We start from the raw sequence: 22289 nt of genomic DNA, 5'->3' as shown, positions 1-22289 counted from the left end.
ACTCACGGGCGGCGCGGGAACTTGCTGAAATTCGGCTTACGCTTTTCATTGAAAGCGTTCCGCCCCTCCTGGGCTTCTTCGCACATATAATAGAGAAGCGTGGCGTTGCCGGCCAGCTCCTGCAAACCTGCCTGTCCGTCACAGTCGGCGTTAAGTGCCGCCTTCAGACAACGGATCGCCAGCGGCGAATTGGCCAGGATCTCCCGACACCATTGAACTGTTTCCTCCTCAAGCCGGGCCAACGGCACGACGGCGTTCACCAAACCCATATCAAGCGCTTGCTGTGCACTGTACTGCCGACACAGAAACCAAATTTCGCGTGCCTTCTTCTGGCCGACTATTCGCGCCATGTATGATGCGCCGTAGCCACCATCAAATGATCCCACTTTCGGTCCGGTCTGCCCGAACACGGCGTTATCAGCGGCAATCGTCAAATCGCACAACAGATGCAGCACATGCCCACCTCCAATGGCATACCCGGCCACCATGGCGATTATCGGTTTCGGACAAGTCCGCATCTGGCGCTGGAAATCAAGTACATTCAGGCGATTCACGCCCTCATCATCTTTGTATCCCGCCTCACCGCGAATCCGCTGGTCACCGCCAGAGCAGAACGCTTTGTCCCCTTCACCCGTGAGAATTACAACACCGATCGATTCATCTTCGCGTGCATCAGCCAGGGCGTGTGACATCTCTGTCACCGTCTGTGGCCGGAACGCATTGCGAACCTCGGGGCGGTTGATCGTTATCCTGGCGATTCCCTCGCCTTTGTGGTACCTGATATCGGTATATTTGCCGGCCTCGCGCCACGCTATTGTCACCATATATGCTTCACCTGCTTTCACTGAAGAATGATCGAACTGTCTGAATATACAGCTCAGGCTGTTCGAAATGAACAGTGTGTCCGGCGTTTTCGATTATCGCAACTCGGCCTGCCGGACACCGGCTGGCCATTTGGAGGGCTATCTCCCTGAATTTGATGTCTTCACTTCCCGCCAGGAAGAGAGCGGACCGCCGCAAATTCTTCAGCGATTCCCAAAGCGAGGGCTGTGTGCCGGTGCCCATCTGCCGCAGCGATTTGGCGAGTTCGTCCGGTCGGTTCTGCGCCCGCCGTCTCAAGAGTTCCTGAAACCGCGGATGACGCTTGAGAGTGGCGAAAAGCGGCTGAGTGTACCAGTCATCAAGAAACCGGTCGAATGGAACGGTCTCCAGCTTTCGCGCCAGCTCATCATCGAGCTTCACTCTCTCCGTCCTCGCCGATTGCGCCTCAAGTCCAGGGGAGGCCGATTCCAGAACCACGTAGTCAAACCTGTCTGGGTAGGTGACCGCGAGGTACAACGCCAGCCGCCCTCCCATCGAATAACCGACCAGATGACACTTGTTGACCTGCTGAGAATCGAGCAGCTCGGTCAGAGCACGCGCAGTTTCTGCCATCCCGTACGAAGCGTCGGCTCCTACGGCATGTGTCAATCCGTGCCCTGGCAGGTCGACTGCCATTACTCGAAAGGTATCTCGAAGAGAATCATTGACGTCTTTCCAATCCTCTTGGCACCCCATGAAGCCATGTAAGAATAACACTGTCTTCCGGTCCATATCGGGCGAAATATGGAATGACCAGTCGTACGCGCCGGTCACGACAGGAACGCTTTCTTCACCATTGCCGCCACTGCAAGCTCCAGCCGCTGTTGCACGTTCTGTCTTTGCAATCGGTGAATGTGAACTTCAATTATTGCTGAGTCTCCTGACGATGCCAGCTTTGAATAGATCGACTGCAATTCCTCAGCTGTCCGCGGGCGGTGATAGCTGAGTCCGAACTGTTCGGCCGATCTGGCAAACTCCAGCTCATGCGACATGACGAAATACGAAATGAGAAGGTCCTGATGTCGAGATATGGGCAGATGTTCGAAGATCCTCCCGCCTTCATTGTTCAGGACAACAATCGTGACCGGGTGTTGTGCCGATCTAAGCAACGCCAGGGAATTCAGATCGTGAAGGAATGCCTGATCCCCGATCAGCAAGGTCACGGCTTTTTCCAGTCCCGCCGCATAACCGGCCGCACTCGCAATAGTACCATCGATACCGCTTGCGCCGCGATTGCATTGCACCGGCACACTAGCGCCATCTTGGACGCAGAAGTTGTTCATGAAGCGAACGGGAAGGCTCGAGGCCAGGAACAATGCCCCGGATACCGGGACCATTCGCGAAATGATCCTCGTGGCGTGCTCTTCCGTGAGCAAGTCGCTTTCGAAGCAGCTATCTATGACGTCCTTCGCTAACCGTGATATATGCGGCCAGTTGATGTGCCAATCGATGGCCTTGACGGATTTTGCTACCGATGGGAGGCTTCGGCAAAACAACGCCAGATCGGTCTCGATATGCAACGTGACGCGGCTATGCTGGTCGTGCCGCCACGGGCGGCTGCTGACCATGACGTGATTGCGAGGGTTTGCCTTCACCAGCCAATTCGTCAACCGGGCCGAAGTGACGCGCCCGCCGATCCACAGGCAGGTGTCCGGGCAATATTTCGATGCAAACGCGGGTTCACTCAGAATGAAGTCGTACCCTCCGATGAAATATTCCTCACGGTTCCCCAGTTTGATTCCCGACGTTATGTCGGCGAAAGTTGGCCACTCCAACTTACGGGACAGCGCCAGGACCGCTTCACGCTCTTCGTTCGTACGCAATTCGCCGATCACCAGAGCCGGCCTCTTGGCATCGGCAATGATTTCTGCTGCTTCGGTCACTGCATAGTTGTGTGCCGCCGATGACGCGCTGCGATAATTTGTGAACGGCAGTTTGTTCATCCCCCAACGCTGGAGACTTGGTCGTTCCAGCGATATCTGGTGCGCCGTGGCCTGGGTGTCCGTGATCAACGGCTCACGGAACATGCAGTTGAGATGTACCGGCCCGGCCGGTGTTCGGCGAGCCCGGTAGCAGGCCTGATCCACGGTCGTCAAGACCAACGCCGGGTCAATTGCCGCATCCGGACAGGGGAGATCGAATGCCCAGCGCGTGTAATGCGAAAAAATTCCCGGCTGCCGGATCGTCTGGTTGGCGGATGTCTCACGCAGTTCGGGTGGACGGTCCGCTGTCAATAGTATCATCGGCACCGCGTCCATCGATGCTTCCACAACCGCCGGTAGAAGATTCGCAACCGCGGTGCCGGATGTCGTGATGACTGCCGCCGGCCTGTTGGTCGCCCGTGCGTACCCCAACGCGTAAAAGGCCAGCCCCCGTTCGTCGAAATGGACCACCGTCCTGGCCTGCGCATGCCGCGCCACGGCTGCCACCAGCGGCGTAGACCGTGAGCCGGGCGCGATACAGAACTGTGTGACACCGTTGCGGATCAGCTCCTCAATCAGGAGCGTCGCCCAGATTGTATTGAGGTCGGCTGTCTTGACATTCATGGTGATAGCAGGGCGTTGACGAACGAGGCGAATTTCTGCTCGGTCTCCGCCCATTCATCTTCCGGATCAGAGCCATCGACAATGCCGGACCCGGCATACGCCGTCAAACGGTTACCGCAAACCAGTATGGAGCGGATCGCGACCGCAAACTCGGCGCTCTCAGCACCCACCCACCCCACTGGACCGGCATACCAACCGCGGTCAAAGGGCTCGAGTTGTGAGATCATCTTCATGGCAAACTCGCGCGGTACACCCCCAACCGCCGGTGTGGGGTGAACCGCAGTCAGAAGCTGCGTGTCGGTAATCCCCGATCGTAACGTCACTTCGATTTTCGAGATCAGGTGCTGTAGGCCGTTCAACTTGAGCAACTCAACCGGTTCGGTACGGAGTTTGGTCGCATATGGTTCCAGGGAGGATTTCAGGCTTTCGAGCACCAGATGCTGCTCGTGAATATCTTTTGGACTCGCCAGCAGCCGTTCGCCCAGGCGCCGATCCTCATTCTGGTCTCCACTCCGTGGCGCTGTCCCGGCGACCGCCTCCGAAGTAAGCTCTGGTCCGGTTCGGCAATAAAGTTTCTCCGGACTGGCGCCAATAAAAGCGGTTCCGTCGTCCGCCTGAAAGCCGAACATGAAACTCGCTCCGTTGAGCCTCCTGAGTCGGCTCAGAACGCCCCACGGTTCGATTCGCTCTTTGGCTTCATATGCGACTTGCCTCGCCAGCACTATCTTCTGAATCTGTTTTGAACGGATCAGCCCGAGCGCCCGCGAAAGCATCTGCTCCCACTCCCGCCGACCCGGTGTCTGGACTTGTCCGTGACCAATCTGAATGTCCGTGTCTGCTACGGGCACAGGTTCCGCGAGCGAGCCGAGCGCTCGTATGAGATTCTCTCGCTCACTCTGGCGCACCAGATTGCACGCCAAATAAAAATCCCGTCCGCTCCGAACCAGTTCCACCTGCGGCAAAATGAACAACGCGTTCCCGAACGGCGCCCACTCTGGATTCTTGCGCGAAGGTGAATAGTCGAACCGCATGCCGCCGAAATAGCGTGGCTCGGTCCTGCCGTGCGCCTGCGGGAAAACGAACTGCGCTTCAACATCGGCGAGCGATCGATCGGCGTCGAGCGAGATCCTCCCGGCCACCCCGATCCCGGCAATCTCGAGCTCGATCTCGCGGCTCTTCCAATAGAACTTGTTGGAGTTTATCTGCGCCGCCAGCCACGCCAGCAGGTCGATCGCCTCGATTCGCACATCTTGACGCACCGGCGTCTCCGTGTTCCGCTCCAGCTTCTCACGCAGCGTGCGGGCCGCATCTGTAATCGTGCGCGCAACCGTGTCCGACGCTATATATGTCACGCCTTGTCTCCCTGATACAGGGTCGCCACGCCGAATGTCAAAGGTGTCTCCTTGACGTTGATGAATCCAGCCCCGCCCATTAACGAGCGGAAAGAATCGCCGTATGGAAAGGTTTCCACGGTTTCGTTGAGATAGTGATACGCATAGGCATCCCCTGAAATCAATCCGCCCAGACGGGGGAGAATCCGACGAAAGTAAAACAGATATAGCTTCCGAAGGAGAACGTTATGCGGCAGCGAGAATTCCAGAATCAACACTCGTCCTCCGGTGTGCAACACCCGGTGCATTTCACGGAGCGCGAGTGAAACGTCGAGCACGTTTCTGATACCGAAGGTGATTGACACGACATCAAAACAGCCGTTGCCAAACGGCAGCCGCTCGGCGTCAGCGCGCAGCAATTTCAGCGATTCGCTCAACCGCCGCCGGTCGATCTTGATTTGCCCGATCGCCAGCATTTGTTCGGCCATATCCACGCCCACGCCGTTTCGCACCCGACCCGTATCGTACAGGGCAAGCAGTTGGTCCGCCGTGCCGGTGGCCAGATCGAGCACAGTCAACTCATTCCCGTCGGGCAACGAGTCGGCCAGTTTCCTGCGCCATGCCTTGTCACGATTGAATGACAAGAAGTGATTGAGGAAATCGTATCGGTTGGCCACCCGGTCGAACATGCGCCAGACTTCGTGCCGCGACGGCTCTTTCGCGATCATCGGGGGTTCCTCGATTGTCGGATTCATAGCGGCGGTAATATAGTCGCCCTCGGGCGATATTCAAGCTCCCCGGAAGGAGTTCTCTGCTGTCCGGAACTACTTGACACCGTGACACTTGCCGATGCATTTAGATGTATTTACGGGCAGATTGACAGCAGAAGCCGGTTCCACTCGAGAGTTACCTGCGGGTCAGGACCTCTCGGAGGACCAACGTGGGCAGGGTCTTGTCGCCCGTGGCTTCTGTCATTGCGAGGAGGACTTGCCGAAGGCGAACCGGACGAAGCAATCTCCCCTCGGCTCGTCACCGGCTACTCTAAGCATCATCCTCGAATCTGACGTTCTGTCAGGTCCTGCTCGTCCCACCGAAGGTGGACGAGTGTGACCTTCTCTGTTCTGTCAGGTCCTGCTTGTCCCGCCGAAGGCGGACAAGTGTGACCTGACAGCCGCCAGCCCCCTACCTCATCACACTCCACTTGATCTTCGCCAAGCTCTCCCCCGGCGACGGCTTCCGAAACACGAACAGATGCTCGTGCATGATCAGGTAAAACTTCATCGCTTTCGCCCGCGACTCCCACCGCTTCGAATACACGCAGTTGTGTTGCGCCTTGATAATTTCCTCCCGAAGGGCGAACCCTGCCCGCAGAAACCGCTGCATGACATAGTACGACAGCGGCACATAATGCCTCGCCTTCCGCGTGTCCCCAATGAGTATCGCGCAGTACCGGTCGCACTTCAGCACACGAAACGCCTCCCGCGCCACCGCCTCTATCTGGTCGCAGAACGCATCCACATTCGCGATGTTGGACAAATCCCCTTCAATCGCCCCGTCGGAGTACTTGACGATATTCAAATACGGCGGATGTGTAAGTATCAAATCCACGCTTCCATCTTTGAGCATTTCGAGATTGCGCGCATCCCCGACCACCGCCTTCTGTTTGGTCGATGACTCGTACGGAAACTCGAGCGCCTTGTTGGCCAGCGACACGGCCTTAGGATTGATGTCCACGCCAAGCGCGTTGCGGTGGAGAAGTTTCGCCTCGATAAGCGTGGTGCCCGCTCCGACCATCTCGTCGAGCACATTGTCCCCCTCGGCGGAGTACATCTCGATTATATTGCGTGCGATTTGGGGCGCGAAATTGCCGCGATAGTCGGCGTTATGGGTGGCCCAGTTCCCCCGCTCCGGGAACGACCAACTGGTCGTGACTTCTGGCGTAAAATCGACCGGCGCCGGCGTCTCGCGTCTTCGCATAGCGCCGATCAATTAATACCACGAAAGAGTGCTGTCTACATACTATAGTTAGCATTTTCATTTCGTCCACTTGTAGGTACCCTGACCGAGAAATTTAAGGTAACCAAGGTCTCGAAGTACTTGAAGCTGTTGTCGAATCTTGTCCCGTATGTGTCGATTCTCTGGGTGTAATCGTGCAAGGCTTGTTTCTAAAGAATATGCCTCGTTCAGAGTGAACTCTTGTCTGTTTATCCGCTGGAGTCCGACCAATACGTCCAACGTCCATCCGCGTTTTTGTGTGGGCAGCGTCTCAAGGCTCTTTGCCTCCTGAAAACGACCGCGTACTTCTGACGGAGATATGATTGTTGAATTCGAAATGAGAGCAATTCTGCCGTTCATCGGAACCTGGTTCAACAGAATGTCACAGCCGACCCAACCGGCCCGTCTGGCTGTTGAACTCAGCGGCTTTCGAGCTCTGATTGCCGATGGTGAAAGCGTAAAACAGGGAATGAGCAGGAGATTTATAACTTGCGCCGACTCCAAGTTATACTGAAGAGCGAGAAGATGCGGGAATCTATCTTGTCGTATAGCCCGCATCATGGCATCGTAAGCGGCGTCTGCGATTCTGCTCTGAATCTTGCTCTTCGTCGCCTTCAACTGATAGTTAGACCCGCAGTCGGGACAGACAAAGTCAATTGCCTCAGTGTTTGGCGGCGTTTGCTTAACACGACTGGAATCGCAAGCCACGCAATACTGATTCTCCTCCGCCCACGCTTCTGTCAAGATTCGTGCGCGTTGCGATTCGCTCCGATATCCGACCGCGACCTCGGTTGGTAGTTGCAAGTTCATGCATTGCTATCGTACAACTCCATCGCGCCCACCGCAAAGAGAATCTTAACTTGGGTACCCCGCCGCTTGCGGTGGGAAGCCACCTCGCTGCAAGAAAATAAGGGGTAGCCCAGCCAACGGCTGGGTCCCCAGTTACTCCGTTTCCCCGTACCGTTATTCGCCGCCCTGAAGTCAAGACACCCATCCCATCTGATGCTCCCGGATTCGTCAAAACCCCTGCCATCGGAATTGCAGCGTTGTGGTTTTGACCTACAAGAGAGCTTTTCGCATGCCAGTCATTGTGAGGAGAGTTGTCGGAAGGCGGAGCGACAAGACAATCTGTCCGTGGCACTCGAGGACAAAACCCGCGTGTTGTGCAGTAAAGATCGTGTCAGATTCCTCGTCACGGCGCGCAACGCGCCATTCCTCGGAATGACTGATCGAACTTCCGTTCCGGCGGTTCCTCGCCGCCCCAGACCGGACACTGAAACCAATAAACGGCAGACCTCCCGGTCTGCCGGCTGTCGGCACAGGAGGACGTGTGCCGTATATGTGCTCGTCGTGACTGGTGGAGCGCCCAACAAAAAAAGCCCTCCTCGCGGAGGGCTTTCGGAATGAATCTATGTTCATGGCACACCCCGATCAGGGCGTGCCCTAACACACGTGTTTAGCCGTAAATCTCGTTTTCGTTACACTTGCAGACGCCTGTGTTGACCGCACGAAACTTCCATGCGCCGCCATCGGCCTTCATCGCCTTGACGTGCTTCACGTACAGGATCGGCCCGGCGCAGACAGGACAGGTATGGATATCGGCTCTTTTCTTCGCCTTATCAGCGAAGCTCATCTTCTTGGCCATAATAGACCTCCTCTATTTCAATTCTATCGCTATGTTCGTTCGCCTTCAGCTCTTCTTTAACCGCCAAAAGGAGCCTCGTGGTTTCCCAAAGTAGAACAAAATCCGGGTTCCCGGCAAACTGGACCGATGCCCGCTCGAACCAGTCGGCGGCGTGGCCGTACTCTTTGTCCTTCAGCGCCTTAAGCGCCAAACAGTACGCCTTTTCAGCAGGACTAAGCATCGATACGCTCTCCCCGTATCCCGGCCTCGGCCTCTTTGAGCCGCTTTACGTACGGTTCCACCTTATAGTTGTTCTGCTTGAGGTAATATATCATGAAGGCGGACAAAAGCAATGCGTCTTTGTTCTGCTGGAGCTTGGCGGACCGCAGCATGTCATCCAGAATCGACATGATGTGCTGACGGAGCATAGCATGATCCGAGAAGATACCCGCCAGCCGAGTCAACGTATTGGCAAACAACGTGATAGAGTCGGCATCAGGCGGATGAATCGGCGCGACTGGTGGCGCTTCCGGTCCCCGTTTCAACACCAGCTTTTGCGTCCCCTTGGAAACCGTCTCATTCCAGCGCTCGATTTCTCCCCGAATTTTGCTCTGCGCCGGGCTCACCTCCGGATCCGAGTGAAGCTCGGACTTGATCGAACCAAGAATCTCACCTATACGGTTCCTGTCAGCTGGCCGCAGCCCGCTTTCGTTGAGCCACTGGGTATGCTCGGCAAACCAGCCGCCGATATCATCGGTCAAATCCTTGCCGCCGAGAAACCCGAGCGCGATATCATCGAGCCGATTGATCCCGTCGAGCACCCGCAGCCGTTCTTCTTTCAGATTGACCGCGCGCTCAAGAAACGATTCGAGCACAATCTCGAGCGATTTGAGGGTGTTAGCGCGATTCAAGCTTCTCTCCGGAAAGTGTTCGTGTGGTCATACGGTTGACCGTCGCACTGCTGGTGGATCGCTGGTTGAGATAGTTCTCGAACAGCCGGGCCAGATTGGAAATCATGGCTTCGATATCCGCATGCGGTGTTGCCTGCGTCGGCGACTGCGTGCTTTCTTTGGTGCCCGCCGGCGTAATGATACCGGCCAGCTTAAGTTGCGCCAGCCGCTTGAGTGTCTCATCGCGGCCCAGCGGACTGCACGCGCAGATCTCGTTGACCGAGCGGCGACCATCCACCAGCGCCATGACATTCCACTGCGGCGCCTCGAGCGACACCGAGCGGGTCCGCCCCCCCTGCGATGATGAGATAGCGTAGACTGCTTCCCAGTCCGGCAGAGCTTCCTTGATCATATTCATCTCATCGAAACGGCGGAGCCCTTCGAGAATCACGTTCTCGACCGACATCTCGACCGTAATCTCTTCCTCAGTCGGGAATTGGTTCTCATAGAACTTAAACGAACCGCTCTGCCAGGATAAGAGCGAATACAACAGGTTTTCCACCTGCTCTTCGACCACCCGCTGAAGGTCGGCTCGGTCGATATACCCCTTGTTGACCAGGATTTCGCCCAGCCGCTTGGTGTTCTCGGTCATCGCCTGGCTGTGGACGGCATCCTCGAGCTGCTCGGCGGTCAGTTTGCCGCGCTCTTTGAGGAGCTGCCCGAGGTGGTAGGTCTGGCGCGGGCCGTAGCCGTAGATGATGTCGCCGTTTTTGAAATAGACCATGATGATGGATTCATCACGCTGGATGCCGAGCGTTCCGGATTTGCGCCCCGCTGCAATAAGCTGGAAAATTTCCGGCAGCGTAAACTTGTCGATACTTCCCTGTAGATCCAAGTCCATGTGTATGCTCGTCGATTCTTTGCTCGCTGTGGTGTGTGCCTGTTGCTTTATTGCGTTCTTATACGGCGCACGGTGGACGACGCGCCGACATTTCCTCCAATGACGTGACAGAATAGGCGGGCGGCGCAATCAAGTCAAGATAGAAGTTTGATGGCTGCAAGATTGTGCCGTGCCGTCGCGGAGTTCGGAAGACTCTGGCGTCGGAACCGGAGCGACGGTCGGCGGTGTTGTGATTTTTGATAGCAGGTGAGCGGCGAAATGCCTATACTTCGTCGGGTGAGTGTGAAACCGCCTGAAGATCTGTACGATGTCTGACCCGATTCGCATACTTCAGATTCGCCAGTTCGGCGTGCGGTACTGGCTGACCATCTCCGGCTTGGAGAAGCCCATAGCTGTCGGCGAGGAGTTGGTGCAGCGGTATCGGCTGAAAGAGGGGATAGTTGTCACCGAGCCGCAACTGGCACAGCTTCTGGCCGAGGCGGAACTGGCCGAATGCGACCGCGAAACCGCCCGCTTGCTGGCCATGCGCGACCACTCGATCGGCGAGTTGAAGTTGAAATTGGTACGGAAGCAATTCTCACGAAAGAGCATACAAGAGATCATCAAACGATATGAGAGCCGTGGGCTGCTCGATGATTCTCACTATGCGCACAACCTGGCCCGTCGGGCGCTTGAGAAGAACCCCTCCGGGCGGACATTCCTGGTGGCCACTCTTGTAAAGAAACATGTGAATCGCCAGTTGGCCGAAGAAACCGCCGACATGGTTCTGGCCGGAACCGATGAAGTAACACTGGCGGTGGCCTCACTTCGCAAACGGTGGCGTACCCTTCGGCAGTTAGAACTTGAAACCGCCCGAACCAGGGCGTATACTTACCTCGGTCGAAGGGGGATCAGTTATGAGGCGGCCAGGGCCGCTTTTGAACAGTTATACGACCAGGAAAACGAGGTAGAAGACTATTAAGACCACAGACATACGGCAATCGTTTCTCGACTATTTCCAGCGCCAATTCCACAAGCTGGTGCCGTCATCGCCGGTGATTCCCTTTAACGACCCCACCATTCTATTCACGAACGCCGGCATGAACCAGTTTAAGGATGTGTTCACCGGACAGCGGAAAGTCGATTATAACCGGGCCACCAGCGCTCAAAAGTGTATTCGGGCCGGCGGCAAGCACAATGATCTGGATAACGTTGGGTTCACCGCCCGGCACCACACGTTCTTTGAGATGCTGGGAAATTTCTCGTTCGGGGACTATTTCAAAGAAGAGGCGATCCATTTCGCCTGGGAGTGGGCGACCAAGGAGCTGGCACTTCCCAAAGACCGCCTCTATGCTACGGTTTACGAAACCGATGACGAAGCATTCGCACTATGGAAACGGATAGCTCCAGAACTCAGGGGGGGGCGCGTGCTCAGATTCGGGAAGAAGGACAATTACTGGTCGATGGGGGATGTCGGCCCGTGCGGCCCTTGTTCGGAGATTCATTTCGATCGGGGGAAGAAGTTCGGTGACGGACCCGGTGACATAATCAACGGTGAGACCGACCGATTCGTGGAGATCTGGAACCTCGTGTTTATGCAGTTTGACCAGCTTCCTGGCGGTGAAGTTGTTCCCCTTCCCAAGCCTTCGGTAGACACCGGCGCCGGATTGGAGCGGATCGCCTGCGTGATGCAGGGAGCGGACAGCAATTATCAGATTGACCTGTTTCAGTCTATCATCAAGGCGATATCCGATCTCACACATGCCTCGTACGCCAAACATAAGTCCTCGCATCATGTGATTGCGGATCATATCCGGGCGCTGACGTTTGCGATCGCCGATGGGGCGGGCATTTCAAACGAAGGGCGCGGGTACGTGCTGCGCCGGATATTGCGGCGGGCGGCGCGGCATGGACGGATTCTTGGGGCGCACGAGCCGTTTATCTACAAGCTGGTGCCGGCAGTCGTGGGGCAGATGGCGGATGCGTATCCGGAGATCAAAGAAAAGCAATCGCACGTGATGTGGGTGATCCAGACGGAGGAGGAGGCGTTTCTGCGGACACTGGAGACGGGACTTGATCTGTTTGAGAAAGTAGCGAAAAAAGTGAAGGCGTCCGGCACTGCGGTTGTTGATGGAGAGACAGTGTTCAAGCTGTATGATACGTACGGCTTTCCCGTCGATCTGACCGAGATACTTGCGACGGAGCGTGGTCTCAAGGTCGACCAAGCTGGATTCGATGAGGCGATGAGACGGCAGCAGGAGCAGAGCCGGGCGGCAGCTAACTTCAGAGTCTCTGACTTCGTTGACAAGAAAATTGCCTCTGAGATATTGAATTTGTCGGTCAGTAATAAGCGAGGCATTAAGAATATCGCCTATGAGCTGTCGAGGCTCAAACATATCACGAATGTCATTCGCCGCATTCGATTGGATGTAACTGAAGGTGGAGAAGTGGCAGCTATACTACTTAAAGAGACTCCATTCTACGTTGAAGCAGGCGGTCAAATCAGCGACCGGGGTATTATCAGGAGTGAAAAAGCTGAGGGGGAGGTATTCGAGATGATGCGAATCAATGATGTTGACGTGCATCTTGTCCGGATGACCAAAGGTTCGCCATTTGCCTGGGACGACGATTCACCCGTCACCGCCTCGGTCGACACCGAGCGCCGCTGGGATATCATGCGGAACCACACCGCCACCCATCTGGCGCACGCCGCACTGCGCAAGGTGCTCGGTGAACACGTACATCAATCCGGCTCCTATGTCGGCCCGGACAGAATGCGGTTCGATTTCTCCCACCATCAGCCGATGACACCAGAGGAAATCGCTGAAGTCGAACGATTGGTGAACGAACAAATTCTGAAGGCAACTGATGTCAAGACCGACATCATGCCTGTAGACGAGGCCAAGAAATCCGGCGCGATGGCGCTGTTCGGCGAAAAGTATGGCGACACAGTTCGCGTAGTCTCAGTCCCCGGATTCTCGAAAGAGCTTTGCGGCGGCACGCATGTCCAAAACACCAGCCAGATCGGGCCGTTTTTCATTGTGTTGGAGACAGGGATTGCGTCGGGCGTGCGTCGTATCGAAGCGATCACTGGTCGCGAGGCGGTTGCGTACATGCTCGACGCCAAGCAGTTCCGTCGAAAAGCAGCGCAGGCGGTCGGCCGTCCGGAATCCGAAGCGCAGGTCGGTATCGAGCAGATGCGCGAAGACTATCTCGCTCTCCAGAAGGAACTGAAGCGGGTCAAGGCGGAGATGTTTGCGGGTGGCGCAAAGTCCATTGGTGTGGAGACTTCGGTAGGTCCCGTGACTCTTCTGACTCATTCGTTCGGCGACACGGACAAGGACACGATGGCAGCGTGGCTTGACACACAGAAAGCAAAGAACAAGCCGGTCGTGGCGGTGGCACTCGGCCAGATGAACGGCAAGCTCACATACATGGCGGCCGCCAGCAACGCGGCAGTGAGCGAACATAAGATTGATATCGGAGATATCTCACGCGGCTTGCTTGCGAAGTTCGGCGGCAAAGGAGGAGGCAAACCCTCGTTTGCTCAGGGAGGTGTAGCGTCCGAGACAAAACCGGATGAACTATTTTCGACTATAAAATCCTTACTCGAGGCCAGATTCTAACGATGGCATCGGTTTACGAGCGACTTATTTCGTCGAAGAACCGTCAGGGAGGCGGATTTTTCCTTCTACTCGATCCGGACCGTCTGAAAGAAACAGAGTACTGCACGCTCGCCGACGCATGTCATGACTGCGGTGTGGACGCCATTCTTGTGGGGAGCTCGTTGCTCATGAACAGCAACTTTGGCGACGCTGTCCGAAACATCCGCGCGACAGCACACCCCTCAGTGCCGGTAATCATCATGCCCGGATCGGTTATGCAGATTGTGCCCGGCGCCGATGCCGTGCTGTTCACGTCGCTGCTATCCGGACGGAATCCCAGTTATTTGATCGAGCAACAGGTGCATGGTGCCCCGCTTGTGAAGCAGCATGGCCTGGAGCCGATCCCCACCGGCTATCTGTTGATTGAATCCGGCAAATGTACTTCTGTGGAATACATGTCTTCAAGCAACCCGATTCCTCGTACCAAGCATGATATCTGCTGCGCCCATGCGCTGGCGGCGCAGTACATGGGTATGAAATTGGTGTACCTTGAAGCCGGCTCCGGCGCCGAGCAACCGGTGCCGCTCCCCATGGTCACCGAGGTGTCGCGCTATGTCGATATCCCCGTCATTGTCGGTGGCGGACTCACCACCCCCGAAGAATGCGCGGCGCGGATCGATGCCGGGGCATCGTTTGTAGTGATGGGAAACCATTTCGAGAATTTGCGCAACCTGGATTTCCTGCGGGAGCTGGCTGCCTCCGCACATCCCAAAATAACGGTGAACGCATGAACCGTCAGGACAAACTCGACCACCTGAAACGTCTGACCGATGAAACCGCCATTCTCCGCCGTTCGCTCATGGAGTACGGGAATCAATTATTGGATATAGCCGATCTCATGGCGGGAGTGATTGGCTCAGGTCACAAGATCATGTTCGCCGGCAATGGCGGCCACGCGGCGATGTCGTCCCATTTCGCTACCGAACTGATCGTGCGACTGACGGCAGAACGGAACCGGCCGTCGCTTCCGGCAATAGCTCTTTCTGCCGACAGCGGCATCATCACGGCCGCCGCCAATGATTACGGCTATGACGAAGTGTTCGCCCGGCAGGTTGAAGGGCTCGGCCAGAAGGGGGATTTACTTGTGGTCATGTCCACTTCCGGCAACTCTGCCAATTTAGTGAAAGGAGTCCGCATGGCTCGCCAGCGTGGAGTGCTCACCTGCGGACTTCTTGGAGGGCGTGGAGGCAAACTTCGCGGCATAGTCGACCGGTCGATTCTCATTCCGAATGATTCTCCGCAGCGAATCCAGGAAGAGCATTTGTTTCTCGTGCATATTCTGGTCGAGATGATTGAAAGTGACCTGTTCGCATGACCGGTGGCACCGGTGACACGGGGAGACTCTCTTCGGCGATTCTGATCTTCTACCTGCTATTCGTTTTCGGTTCCGCGTTCTCGAGGGCGTTTTCACAGATCGCGCTCGGAATCGCGCTGGTTCTTTTTATGATCGTCGCTGTCCAACAGAAATATAACCCGTTCTCGACATCCATCCGGTGGTTCTATATTCTGGCGGGCTGTTATATCGGGTGGCTGCTGCTGTCAGGGCTCATGAGCCGAGCACCGCTGTCCTCTATCTATTTCACTCGTAAGGAGTGGTTGTTTGCGGCTGTCCCGGTCGGCGTGTTTTTGATGCAGAGCCACAAGAACCGCGAGTGGTTGGTCTGGGCGTTGGCGATTGGGATATCGATAGTTTCACTATATGCCGTCTCCCAGTATATCACGGGGTGGGATTGGCTGAATTTCGCGAACAATCATTTCGTACCGAAACGGATTGATACGGTCTCCGGCAATTTCTCCCGTCCAAACACCTTTGCGGGATTCTTTAGTGTGGCCGCCATGTTTCTCCTTGCTTACGCCGTCTATCCTGAGCACAAGTGGGATAGTTCGAGAAAATGGCTGGTCGCGATCTCGATTCTTGCGATGGTTTCGACACTCCTAAGCTTCAGGCGTGGACCAGTGATCTATTTGATAATCAGTCTGCTCGTGATGGCTCTGCTGAAAGGGGGGCGCATTCGTGGTTTCGCTGCGGCCTTGGCGATCTTGCTTGCTCTCATGACGGCCGTGGTGCCATCACTGCGAGAACGATTCTCGTTGCCGACACCCACCGAGGAAGCCGAGGATTATCAGGGGTCACGACCGTTCATCTGGAATCATTCATTGACGCTGGTTGCCGAGAATCCGCTCTTTGGGGTGGGGAATGGAATATTCATTGAAGCGTACCGCGAGATAGTCCAGCGCGACACCGGGGTTGATCTTCCCTGGTGGTGGCGCCACGGTCAAGCGCATAACGATTTCCTTAACACGGCGGCGATCGGAGGACTTCCCTGTCTGGCTGCATTCGCCGGAATCTGGTTTTTCGTGCTGCGGAAATTCGCGCGGGGGATACGCGAAAAGCAATTTGCCGCTGATCAGCGTCGTGTCCAGTTCGCGGCATTGCTTGGATCGATACTGTTTTTGCTGACCTCGCTGACCGTGTCGAGTTTCGCCGACGAGGAAACTCACGAATTGATCATGTTCATCTGGGCGTTCGGGCTGGCGACCTGGTACAATCGGGGATCCGAGAAACCGGAATTAGTGACCCACTTAAAGGCTTGACATCGAGCCCGGAGAGTCTATTTTAGCGGAGTATCGCTATGGCACAACCAAAGAAAAAAATGGCGCCCGCTCAACCGAGCGAGCCTTCACCGTGGCCGTTCGGGAAGAAGAACTACGTCCTGTTTGGGATTGCGCTGGCGGTGATAGCGCTTGGGTTCCTGCTCTTGAGCCAGAACGACATTACGTTTGCGCCGATTCTCCTGGTGGTGGGGTACTGCGTGCTGGTGCCATGGGCGATCATCGCCAAGGACCGGACCAAGGCGGGCGTGGACGCGACCGAGAGCAGACCGGTTGAGTAACCTTTCCCAACTGCCCGCTTAACACCATTCCCTGTTGATGCATAGGACCTTAGCAGCGGCATGAACTGGCTTGCTTTGGGCGATTTTAGGGTCCTGGAACATACCAAACCTCTTGCTGTTTTGGGGGGCGCACATATATTGTAGGGCTGCCGAAAGCCGGTCCGGTGACAACCCGCTGGGGGAGTTCGCGGGTGTTGTTCGGTACCCCACTGTCGTCGTCCTGAGCGTAGTCGAAGGATTGGGGTGGGATTGGTGCCCGAGCAATGTCGGCTGTGCTGTCTGCGGGGATTTGCGTAGGGGCTCGATGTTTACCGACCGACGACCGGTAATGTCGCTGCAAGCCGGGCGGTTAGCTCAGCTGGTTAGAGCATCTGCCTTACACGCAGAGGGTCACAGGTTCGAATCCTGTACCGCCCAGTTGGAGTTGCTGTCGCGGCTTGACTGGCGAAGTGCGCGGATTGAGTGGATTTGGCAGATTGAATTGACATCAGTCGGCGACGCCAGTTGCCGATGGTGATAGTGACGACGGGGTTGTAGTTCAGTTGGTTAGAACGCATGCCTGTCACGCATGAGGCCGCGAGTTCGAGTCTCGTCAACCCCGCCATTAACCTATTGTATTTCAATCAATTACAAGGTATTTGCGATATGCGCCTGATCAAACTCAGGCGCATACCAACTTCTGGCGACAAATATTACCTCTCTTCCGGAATCGGCTGATACTTGTGAAAAACCCTATACAGTGCCGGCAGGACAAGCAAAGTGAGAAACGTCGACGACAGGATTCCCCCTATCACGACCGTTGCCAGAGGTCGCTGGACTTCGGCGCCTGAGCCGGTCGCAATCGCCATGGGGACGAATCCCAATGCTGCGAGCAAGCCGATCACCAGCGACGGGCGCAGTCGCAAGACAGCGCCACGCTTTACCGCTTCGCGGATGGAGAGTCCCTCGCCGCGAAGCTTGTTGATAAACGATACCATCAACAGCCCGTTCAGCACGGCGACACCCGACAGGCCGATGAAACCTACCCCGGCGGAGATTGACAATGGTATCCCACGCATCCAAAGAGTGAGAACTCCTCCTGTAAGGGCCAAGGGAATGCCGGTAAAGACCAACACCGAATCCTTGAGCGACTTAAAAGTAGCGAACAGCATTAGGAAAATGAGAAGCAAGGCCACAGGCACTGCCACCTGCAGCCGCTGCTTGGCCGCCATCAGGTTTTCGAACTGGCCACCCCACGTCATCCAGTACCCTGCGGGCAGTTTTATCCCGGCCTCAATTCTTCTTTGTGCCTCGGCGGCAAATGAGCCGATGTCGCGTCCGCGTACATTGGATTGCACAACTACACGACGCTTACCGTTCTCCCGGCTAATCTGGTTCGGCCCTTCAGCAATTTCGATCCGCGCTATAGCTCCAAGCGGCACATATCCCGGATCCGTGTCGCTTCTCGATGAATACGAAGCGAAAGCGATTTGCCCCTCGCGCTCATCACTTCGTTCTGGAAGCGGGATTGGCAGAAACTCCAGCGCCTCGACATCGCGCCGAACCTCTTCCGGCAGGCGAACCACCAGGTCGAAGCGGCGATCGCCTTCAAGAACCTGCCCAACGGTCATACCGCCGACTGCCGCTTCGACTACTTCCTGCACGTCCGCGATATTCAGACCATATCGTGCGATAGCGGTTCTATCCAAATCCACGGTGAGGATTGGCAGACCGGTGACCTGCTCGACCTTGATATCGGCTGAGCCGCGTATGTCGCGAAGAACTGCGGCAATCTTATCACCCTGCTCCAACATGACGTCCAGATCGTCCCCAAAAATCTTGACTGCGACATCGCTGCGCACGCCAGCGATAAGCTCATTAAAGCGCATTTGAATTGGCTGTGAGAACTCGTAGGCGTTGCCGGGCAGGTGGTCTGTGGCGGCTTGGAGCTTTTTCACCAATTCGGTTTTCGGCATATGCGGGTTGGGCCACTCCGAGCGCGGCTTAATGATGATAAAGCCATCGGCAATCGACGGCGGCATTGGATCGGTGGCGACCTCTTGCGTGCCGATTTGGGCGAAGACGCGTTGGACCTCGGGTACCGTTAGTACTGCCTTTTCCCACTCTTTTTGCATCTCGACGGACTGGGTCAAACCGGTAGACGGGATTCGAAACGACTGGATGAGTACATCACCTTCATCGAGCTGCGGGATGAATTCGCTGCCCAAGCGGGACGCGACCAGTACTGTGAATAAGACGAACGCAGCGCTGATTGCGGTCACCTGCCAGCGATGCTCAAGTATCTTATCCAAAAGAGGGGTGTACGCGCTTTTGCACCATCGGATCACGATACTTTCTTTCTCGCTGACCGAACGAGTGAGAAAAAGGGCGATACCGGCCGGAACAAAGGTAAACGTAAACAACAACGCGCCGGCAAGCACCAGCAAAACCGCCTTTGCCATCGGCACGAACATTTTTCCCTCGATCCCCCCCAGTGTCAGGATAGGCAGATACACGATCATGATGATGACCACGCCGAAGAGGGTTGGCTTTGCGACTTCACGAGAGCTTTCAAATGCCTCTTCGAGCCGCTCTCCTTTCGTAAGCAGGCGTCCCAGGTGTGCCTGTCGCTCGGAGAATCGCCGGATGATATTCTCAACGAGTACGACGCTGCCATCGACAATAATGCCGAAGTCAATCGCCCCCAGACTCATCAAATTGCCGCTGATCTTGTTTTGCACCATACCCGTGATTGCGAAAAGCATTGAGAGCGGAATGGTAAGGGAGAGCAACAGGGCGGCACGGAGATTACCGAGCATCGCGAAGAGCACCGCGATTACCAGTATGGCACCCTCGAGGAGATTGTTGCGTACGGTTCGAAGCGTGGCGTCAACGAGTCGCGTGCGATCCCGGACCGTACGGGCAAGGACGCCGTCCGGGAGGCTTTTATTAACCTCCTTCATCTTCGCATCAACGCGTTTGGAGACAGTCCGGCTGTTCTCACCCAACAGCATGAAGACTGAACCGAGAACGACTTCTTCACCATTTTCAGTTGCGGCTCCCGTCCTCAGTTGTTTGCCCAGTTCCACATTAGCCACATCTCGGATGTATACAGGCGTGCCGTCGCCGGCTTTCACGATTATGTTGCGAATGTCATCGACATCGTTGACCAGCCCAGGCACACGGATCAGGTACTGTTCGCCTTTATGCTCAATGTATCCGGCTCCCACCGAGCTGTTGTTTCTCGCCAACGCCTCCATCACGTTATGGAAGCTGAGTCCATACGACACAAGTTGAGCGGGGTCCGGCGTCACGTGAAACTGCTTCTCATACCCGCCAATTGTATTGACTTCGGTCACACCAGGTACAGTCCGCAGTTGCGGTTTGATGACCCAATCCTGAATCTCACGGAGGTCGGTGGGCGTATACGGTTCACCGTCCGGTTTAGTAGCCCCTGGTTCAGCTTCGATGGCCCAGCTATAGATTTCTCCGAGTCCGGTGGAAATGGGGCCCATTTCAGGTTCGCTCGCAGTCGCCGGCAGATTGGCCTTTGCTTCCTGTAAGCGCTCATTGACCAATTGCCGGGCGAAGTAGATATCAGTGCCATCTTCAAACACAACAGTCACCTGTGAGAGACCGTATCGAGAGAGAGAACGAGTATAATTGACCCGGGGAATGCCTCCCATAGCTGTCTCTATGGAAAAAGTGATCTGTTTCTCAACTTCGAGCGGTGACATTCCCGGCGCGGCCGTATTGATCTGTACCTGCACGTTAGTGATATCGGGGACTGCGTCGATCGGTAACCGGATGAAATTATACAGTCCGAGAAATGCCAGGCCGACGGCGGCCAGCAGTATCAGCCATCGGTTGTGTATCGAGAAATGAATGATTTTCTCAAGCATAGAGTAGCCTCCTATACGGCCATGGAACCGGTTTCACCGGTCCGAATACGAATGACAAAACCAACTTCGCTCACAGTGATGATCCCATCTCCAGGATTCCCCGTGTGCGCGTTAGCGGCAATAACCTTGAGGATGCCGTCGGAATCCTGATCCGAGCAAATGATCTCAATGCGCTCCTTCGCCTGATAGTCGATGAGGTCTTCGGTCGGGACAAAGGAACCGCCCTTTCCGCGACCGCGTCCGTGTCCCTGGCACTTGAACACGGTCATACCGGGGAAATGCGGTAGTTCATGCAGTGCCTGGACCACTTTGCTAAGCATGTGTGGTTGAATTGTCGCCTTTATCTCTTTCATAGGGTCTCCTAATCTTCCTCACCGGCTTCGCCTTTGCCGAATTCCGCCTTGAAGATGTAGCTCTCGGCCGCGACGTACTCTTCGCCCCGTTCCAATCCGGCAAGAATCTCGACCGTCGTGCCGTCACTGCGTCCGAGCTGAACCGGTCGGACTTCGAATTCATTGCCTTCCTTAACAAACACGACCGGCTTATCCTTAATGGTCTGCACGGCTGCGTCCGGGACGGCCAACCCGACCTGGTCGCTGGCGACAGCGATCCTGGCGGTTACGAACAACCCCGGCTGCCAGACCATGTTGCGATTTGAGAGGACCACACGCGCCGTTCCGGTTCGGGTGCGTTCGCCGACGATGGGGTTGACGTAGTCAATCCTCCCTTCCGCCACTTCGTTAATGCCCGTAGCGGTTAGACGCACTGCCTGCCCGGGCCTAATTAGCGGAAGGTACTTGGCGTATATGCTGATTTTCGCCCACACGGTCGAGAGGTCGGCGACAACATAGATATCAGCGTCGTCCCGAACAAACTCGCCGAGCGTTATATGCTTCTCGATAACAGTGCCGGGCACAAGGGACTTCACTTCGTACGGGGCGACACTCTGGTTGCTTTGTACGACCGCCAGCACTTCGCCGGCCTCGACGCGGTTACCTAGGTCCTTGTGGACCGCTTGCGCAATGCCGTCAAAGCGCGGCACGATATGGGCAACCTTGTCAGCATTCAGGACGATTTCGCCGGGCAGTTCTATCTCCTGAAGAATCGTTTCGGGACCAGCCTTTGCGAGTTTGAGCCGCTGAAGGATCGGCGCATCATCGTGAAGCGTGATCCGTTCCATACCTTCGTGGCCTTCCTCATGCTCAGCATGCTCTCCGGCATCTTCTGCGTGAACTTCACCTTCTTCGTGTTCTTCTCCGGTCGTCTGGGGCTCGCCCTGCAAGACAAAGTATCCGGCGATGGCCAGGACCGCGACTGCGACAATGGTTATGAGTACAGATTTTTTCATGGCTATCTCCTCACCGGATTCAAGCGATGCCCGGTTAGCTGTTCAATGCCAATGGCGGCGTTGGCGCCGGCCACCAGTGCGTCAATCAGTTGTCCCTGTAATTCAGAGAGGGTGCGTTGAGCGTCAAGAACGTTTATGTATGGCTGTGAGCCGAGACGGTAAGCGAGGTCGATCTCTTCCATGGCTTGTTGCGCTGGTGGAATGACCTGATCACGCAGCATGACAATCAACTCGCGTTGTGTTTGGTGTCCAACTAGTAGTTGACGAAGTTCGCCTTCCAGTTGTTGGCTTGCTGCGGCGAGTTCGGCTTCGGACTGCGTCAAGCGCGCTGTGGCTTCTGCGACACCCCCCTTGTTCCGGTTGAACAGGGGTAA

General features: G+C 55.9%; 21 protein-coding genes and 2 tRNA genes. 8 read left to right on the top strand and 15 right to left on the bottom strand.

What is annotated here, in order from left to right; translation table 11 throughout:
- Positions 1–2: 2 nt before the first annotated feature.
- From menB to AB1644_06205, 11 genes are all read right to left on the bottom strand, one after another.
- Complete coding sequence (gene menB, locus AB1644_06255; GenBank protein ID MEW6050648.1) at positions 3–824, bottom strand: 1,4-dihydroxy-2-naphthoyl-CoA synthase; 822 nt, start codon at positions 822–824, stop codon at positions 3–5.
- Between the two features lie 7 nt (positions 825–831).
- A complete protein-coding gene (gene menH / locus AB1644_06250) occupies positions 832–1635 on the bottom strand; it encodes a 2-succinyl-6-hydroxy-2,4-cyclohexadiene-1-carboxylate synthase (GenBank protein ID MEW6050647.1) in 804 nt (267 codons plus the stop codon).
- Positions 1632–3407, bottom strand: a complete 1776-nt coding sequence (menD, locus tag AB1644_06245) for a 2-succinyl-5-enolpyruvyl-6-hydroxy-3-cyclohexene-1-carboxylic-acid synthase (protein MEW6050646.1) — start codon at positions 3405–3407, stop codon at positions 1632–1634. The genes menH and menD overlap by 4 nt, the downstream gene beginning before the upstream one ends.
- Complete coding sequence (locus tag AB1644_06240; GenBank protein MEW6050645.1) at positions 3404–4759, bottom strand: isochorismate synthase; 1356 nt, start codon at positions 4757–4759, stop codon at positions 3404–3406. Before AB1644_06240 ends, menD begins: the two co-directional genes overlap by 4 nt.
- A complete protein-coding gene (gene ubiE / locus AB1644_06235) occupies positions 4756–5466 on the bottom strand; it encodes a bifunctional demethylmenaquinone methyltransferase/2-methoxy-6-polyprenyl-1,4-benzoquinol methylase UbiE (GenBank protein MEW6050644.1) in 711 nt (236 codons plus the stop codon). The genes AB1644_06240 and ubiE overlap by 4 nt, the downstream gene beginning before the upstream one ends.
- Before the next feature lie 454 nt (positions 5467–5920).
- Positions 5921–6715: a DNA methyltransferase gene (locus AB1644_06230; protein ID MEW6050643.1), complete on the bottom strand. Its 795-nt coding sequence runs from the start codon at positions 6713–6715 to the stop codon at positions 5921–5923.
- A gap of 57 nt (positions 6716–6772) precedes the next feature.
- A complete protein-coding gene (locus AB1644_06225; protein MEW6050642.1) occupies positions 6773–7543 on the bottom strand; it encodes a DpnI domain-containing protein in 771 nt (256 codons plus the stop codon).
- A gap of 646 nt (positions 7544–8189) precedes the next feature.
- A complete protein-coding gene (locus tag AB1644_06220) occupies positions 8190–8378 on the bottom strand; it encodes a hypothetical protein (protein MEW6050641.1) in 189 nt (62 codons plus the stop codon).
- Positions 8353–8598: a hypothetical protein gene (locus AB1644_06215; GenBank protein ID MEW6050640.1), complete on the bottom strand. Its 246-nt coding sequence runs from the start codon at positions 8596–8598 to the stop codon at positions 8353–8355. The genes AB1644_06220 and AB1644_06215 overlap by 26 nt, the downstream gene beginning before the upstream one ends.
- Complete coding sequence (locus tag AB1644_06210; protein ID MEW6050639.1) at positions 8591–9268, bottom strand: hypothetical protein; 678 nt, start codon at positions 9266–9268, stop codon at positions 8591–8593. The genes AB1644_06215 and AB1644_06210 overlap by 8 nt, the downstream gene beginning before the upstream one ends.
- Entirely contained in the window at positions 9255–10148 is an 894-nt protein-coding gene (locus tag AB1644_06205) for a DUF4388 domain-containing protein (protein ID MEW6050638.1), read from the bottom strand. Before AB1644_06205 ends, AB1644_06210 begins: the two co-directional genes overlap by 14 nt.
- 307 nt (positions 10149–10455) lie before the next feature.
- Here AB1644_06205 and AB1644_06200 point away from each other — a divergent pair, with 307 nt between their 5' ends.
- From AB1644_06200 to AB1644_06165, 8 genes are all read left to right on the top strand, one after another.
- A complete protein-coding gene (locus AB1644_06200; protein MEW6050637.1) occupies positions 10456–11109 on the top strand; it encodes a regulatory protein RecX in 654 nt (217 codons plus the stop codon).
- A complete protein-coding gene (alaS, locus tag AB1644_06195; protein MEW6050636.1) occupies positions 11105–13753 on the top strand; it encodes an alanine--tRNA ligase in 2649 nt (882 codons plus the stop codon). The genes AB1644_06200 and alaS overlap by 5 nt, the downstream gene beginning before the upstream one ends.
- Positions 13754–13755: 2 nt before the next feature.
- Positions 13756–14523, top strand: coding sequence for a geranylgeranylglyceryl/heptaprenylglyceryl phosphate synthase (locus AB1644_06190; GenBank protein ID MEW6050635.1), 768 nt, complete (start codon positions 13756–13758; stop codon positions 14521–14523).
- Complete coding sequence (locus tag AB1644_06185; protein MEW6050634.1) at positions 14520–15107, top strand: SIS domain-containing protein; 588 nt, start codon at positions 14520–14522, stop codon at positions 15105–15107. The genes AB1644_06190 and AB1644_06185 overlap by 4 nt, the downstream gene beginning before the upstream one ends.
- On the top strand, positions 15104–16387 hold the full coding sequence (locus AB1644_06180; GenBank protein ID MEW6050633.1) for an O-antigen ligase family protein: 1284 nt from the start codon (positions 15104–15106) through the stop codon (positions 16385–16387). Before AB1644_06185 ends, AB1644_06180 begins: the two co-directional genes overlap by 4 nt.
- 38 nt (positions 16388–16425) lie before the next feature.
- Entirely contained in the window at positions 16426–16686 is a 261-nt protein-coding gene (locus AB1644_06175; GenBank protein ID MEW6050632.1) for a hypothetical protein, read from the top strand.
- 343 nt (positions 16687–17029) lie between these two features.
- A tRNA-Val gene (locus AB1644_06170) sits at positions 17030–17103 on the top strand.
- A gap of 110 nt (positions 17104–17213) precedes the next feature.
- Positions 17214–17290, top strand: a tRNA-Asp gene (locus AB1644_06165).
- Between the two features lie 88 nt (positions 17291–17378).
- On the opposite strand, the gene AB1644_06160 is transcribed toward AB1644_06165, so the two are convergent.
- The 4 genes from AB1644_06160 to AB1644_06145 all read right to left on the bottom strand — a co-directional run.
- The gene (locus AB1644_06160) at positions 17379–20567 is read right to left on the bottom strand and encodes a CusA/CzcA family heavy metal efflux RND transporter (protein ID MEW6050631.1); all 3189 of its coding nucleotides are present in this window, start codon (positions 20565–20567) and stop codon (positions 17379–17381) included.
- An 11-nt stretch (positions 20568–20578) separates the two neighbouring features.
- Positions 20579–20920, bottom strand: coding sequence for a P-II family nitrogen regulator (locus AB1644_06155; GenBank protein MEW6050630.1), 342 nt, complete (start codon positions 20918–20920; stop codon positions 20579–20581).
- A gap of 8 nt (positions 20921–20928) precedes the next feature.
- Entirely contained in the window at positions 20929–21915 is a 987-nt protein-coding gene (locus AB1644_06150; GenBank protein ID MEW6050629.1) for an efflux RND transporter periplasmic adaptor subunit, read from the bottom strand.
- Between the two features lie 2 nt (positions 21916–21917).
- Positions 21918–22289: TolC family protein (locus AB1644_06145; protein MEW6050628.1), on the bottom strand; the 372-nt coding region annotated here is incomplete at its 5' end.

This window comes from Candidatus Zixiibacteriota bacterium (genome assembly GCA_040753875.1).
Lineage (GTDB): Bacteria > Zixibacteria > MSB-5A5 > GN15 > FEB-12 > DATKJY01.
Note: the sequence above shows the minus strand (reverse complement) of the source record. Positions and strands in the feature narration are given on the sequence as shown.

What these genes read in the sequence shown, in the direction of transcription:
- AB1644_06220 (MEW6050641.1), bottom strand. Translation starts at nt 8,378, where the DNA reads ATGGCCAAGAAGATGAGCTTCGCTGATAAGGCGAAGAAAAGAGCCGAT.
- AB1644_06230 (MEW6050643.1), bottom strand. Translation starts at nt 6,715, where the DNA reads ATGCGAAGACGCGAGACGCCGGCGCCGGTCGATTTTACGCCAGAAGTC.
- AB1644_06190 (MEW6050635.1), top strand. Translation starts at nt 13,756, where the DNA reads ATGGCATCGGTTTACGAGCGACTTATTTCGTCGAAGAACCGTCAGGGA.
- AB1644_06155 (MEW6050630.1), bottom strand. Translation starts at nt 20,920, where the DNA reads ATGAAAGAGATAAAGGCGACAATTCAACCACACATGCTTAGCAAAGTG.
- AB1644_06225 (MEW6050642.1), bottom strand. Translation starts at nt 7,543, where the DNA reads ATGAACTTGCAACTACCAACCGAGGTCGCGGTCGGATATCGGAGCGAA.
- menB (MEW6050648.1), bottom strand. Translation starts at nt 824, where the DNA reads ATGGTGACAATAGCGTGGCGCGAGGCCGGCAAATATACCGATATCAGG.
- AB1644_06205 (MEW6050638.1), bottom strand. Translation starts at nt 10,148, where the DNA reads ATGGACTTGGATCTACAGGGAAGTATCGACAAGTTTACGCTGCCGGAA.
- ubiE (MEW6050644.1), bottom strand. Translation starts at nt 5,466, where the DNA reads ATGATCGCGAAAGAGCCGTCGCGGCACGAAGTCTGGCGCATGTTCGAC.
- AB1644_06185 (MEW6050634.1), top strand. Translation starts at nt 14,520, where the DNA reads ATGAACCGTCAGGACAAACTCGACCACCTGAAACGTCTGACCGATGAA.
- AB1644_06175 (MEW6050632.1), top strand. Translation starts at nt 16,426, where the DNA reads ATGGCACAACCAAAGAAAAAAATGGCGCCCGCTCAACCGAGCGAGCCT.
- AB1644_06150 (MEW6050629.1), bottom strand. Translation starts at nt 21,915, where the DNA reads ATGAAAAAATCTGTACTCATAACCATTGTCGCAGTCGCGGTCCTGGCC.
- AB1644_06215 (MEW6050640.1), bottom strand. Translation starts at nt 8,598, where the DNA reads ATGCTTAGTCCTGCTGAAAAGGCGTACTGTTTGGCGCTTAAGGCGCTG.
- AB1644_06180 (MEW6050633.1), top strand. Translation starts at nt 15,104, where the DNA reads ATGACCGGTGGCACCGGTGACACGGGGAGACTCTCTTCGGCGATTCTG.
- AB1644_06200 (MEW6050637.1), top strand. Translation starts at nt 10,456, where the DNA reads ATGTCTGACCCGATTCGCATACTTCAGATTCGCCAGTTCGGCGTGCGG.
- AB1644_06160 (MEW6050631.1), bottom strand. Translation starts at nt 20,567, where the DNA reads ATGCTTGAGAAAATCATTCATTTCTCGATACACAACCGATGGCTGATA.
- menD (MEW6050646.1), bottom strand. Translation starts at nt 3,407, where the DNA reads ATGAATGTCAAGACAGCCGACCTCAATACAATCTGGGCGACGCTCCTG.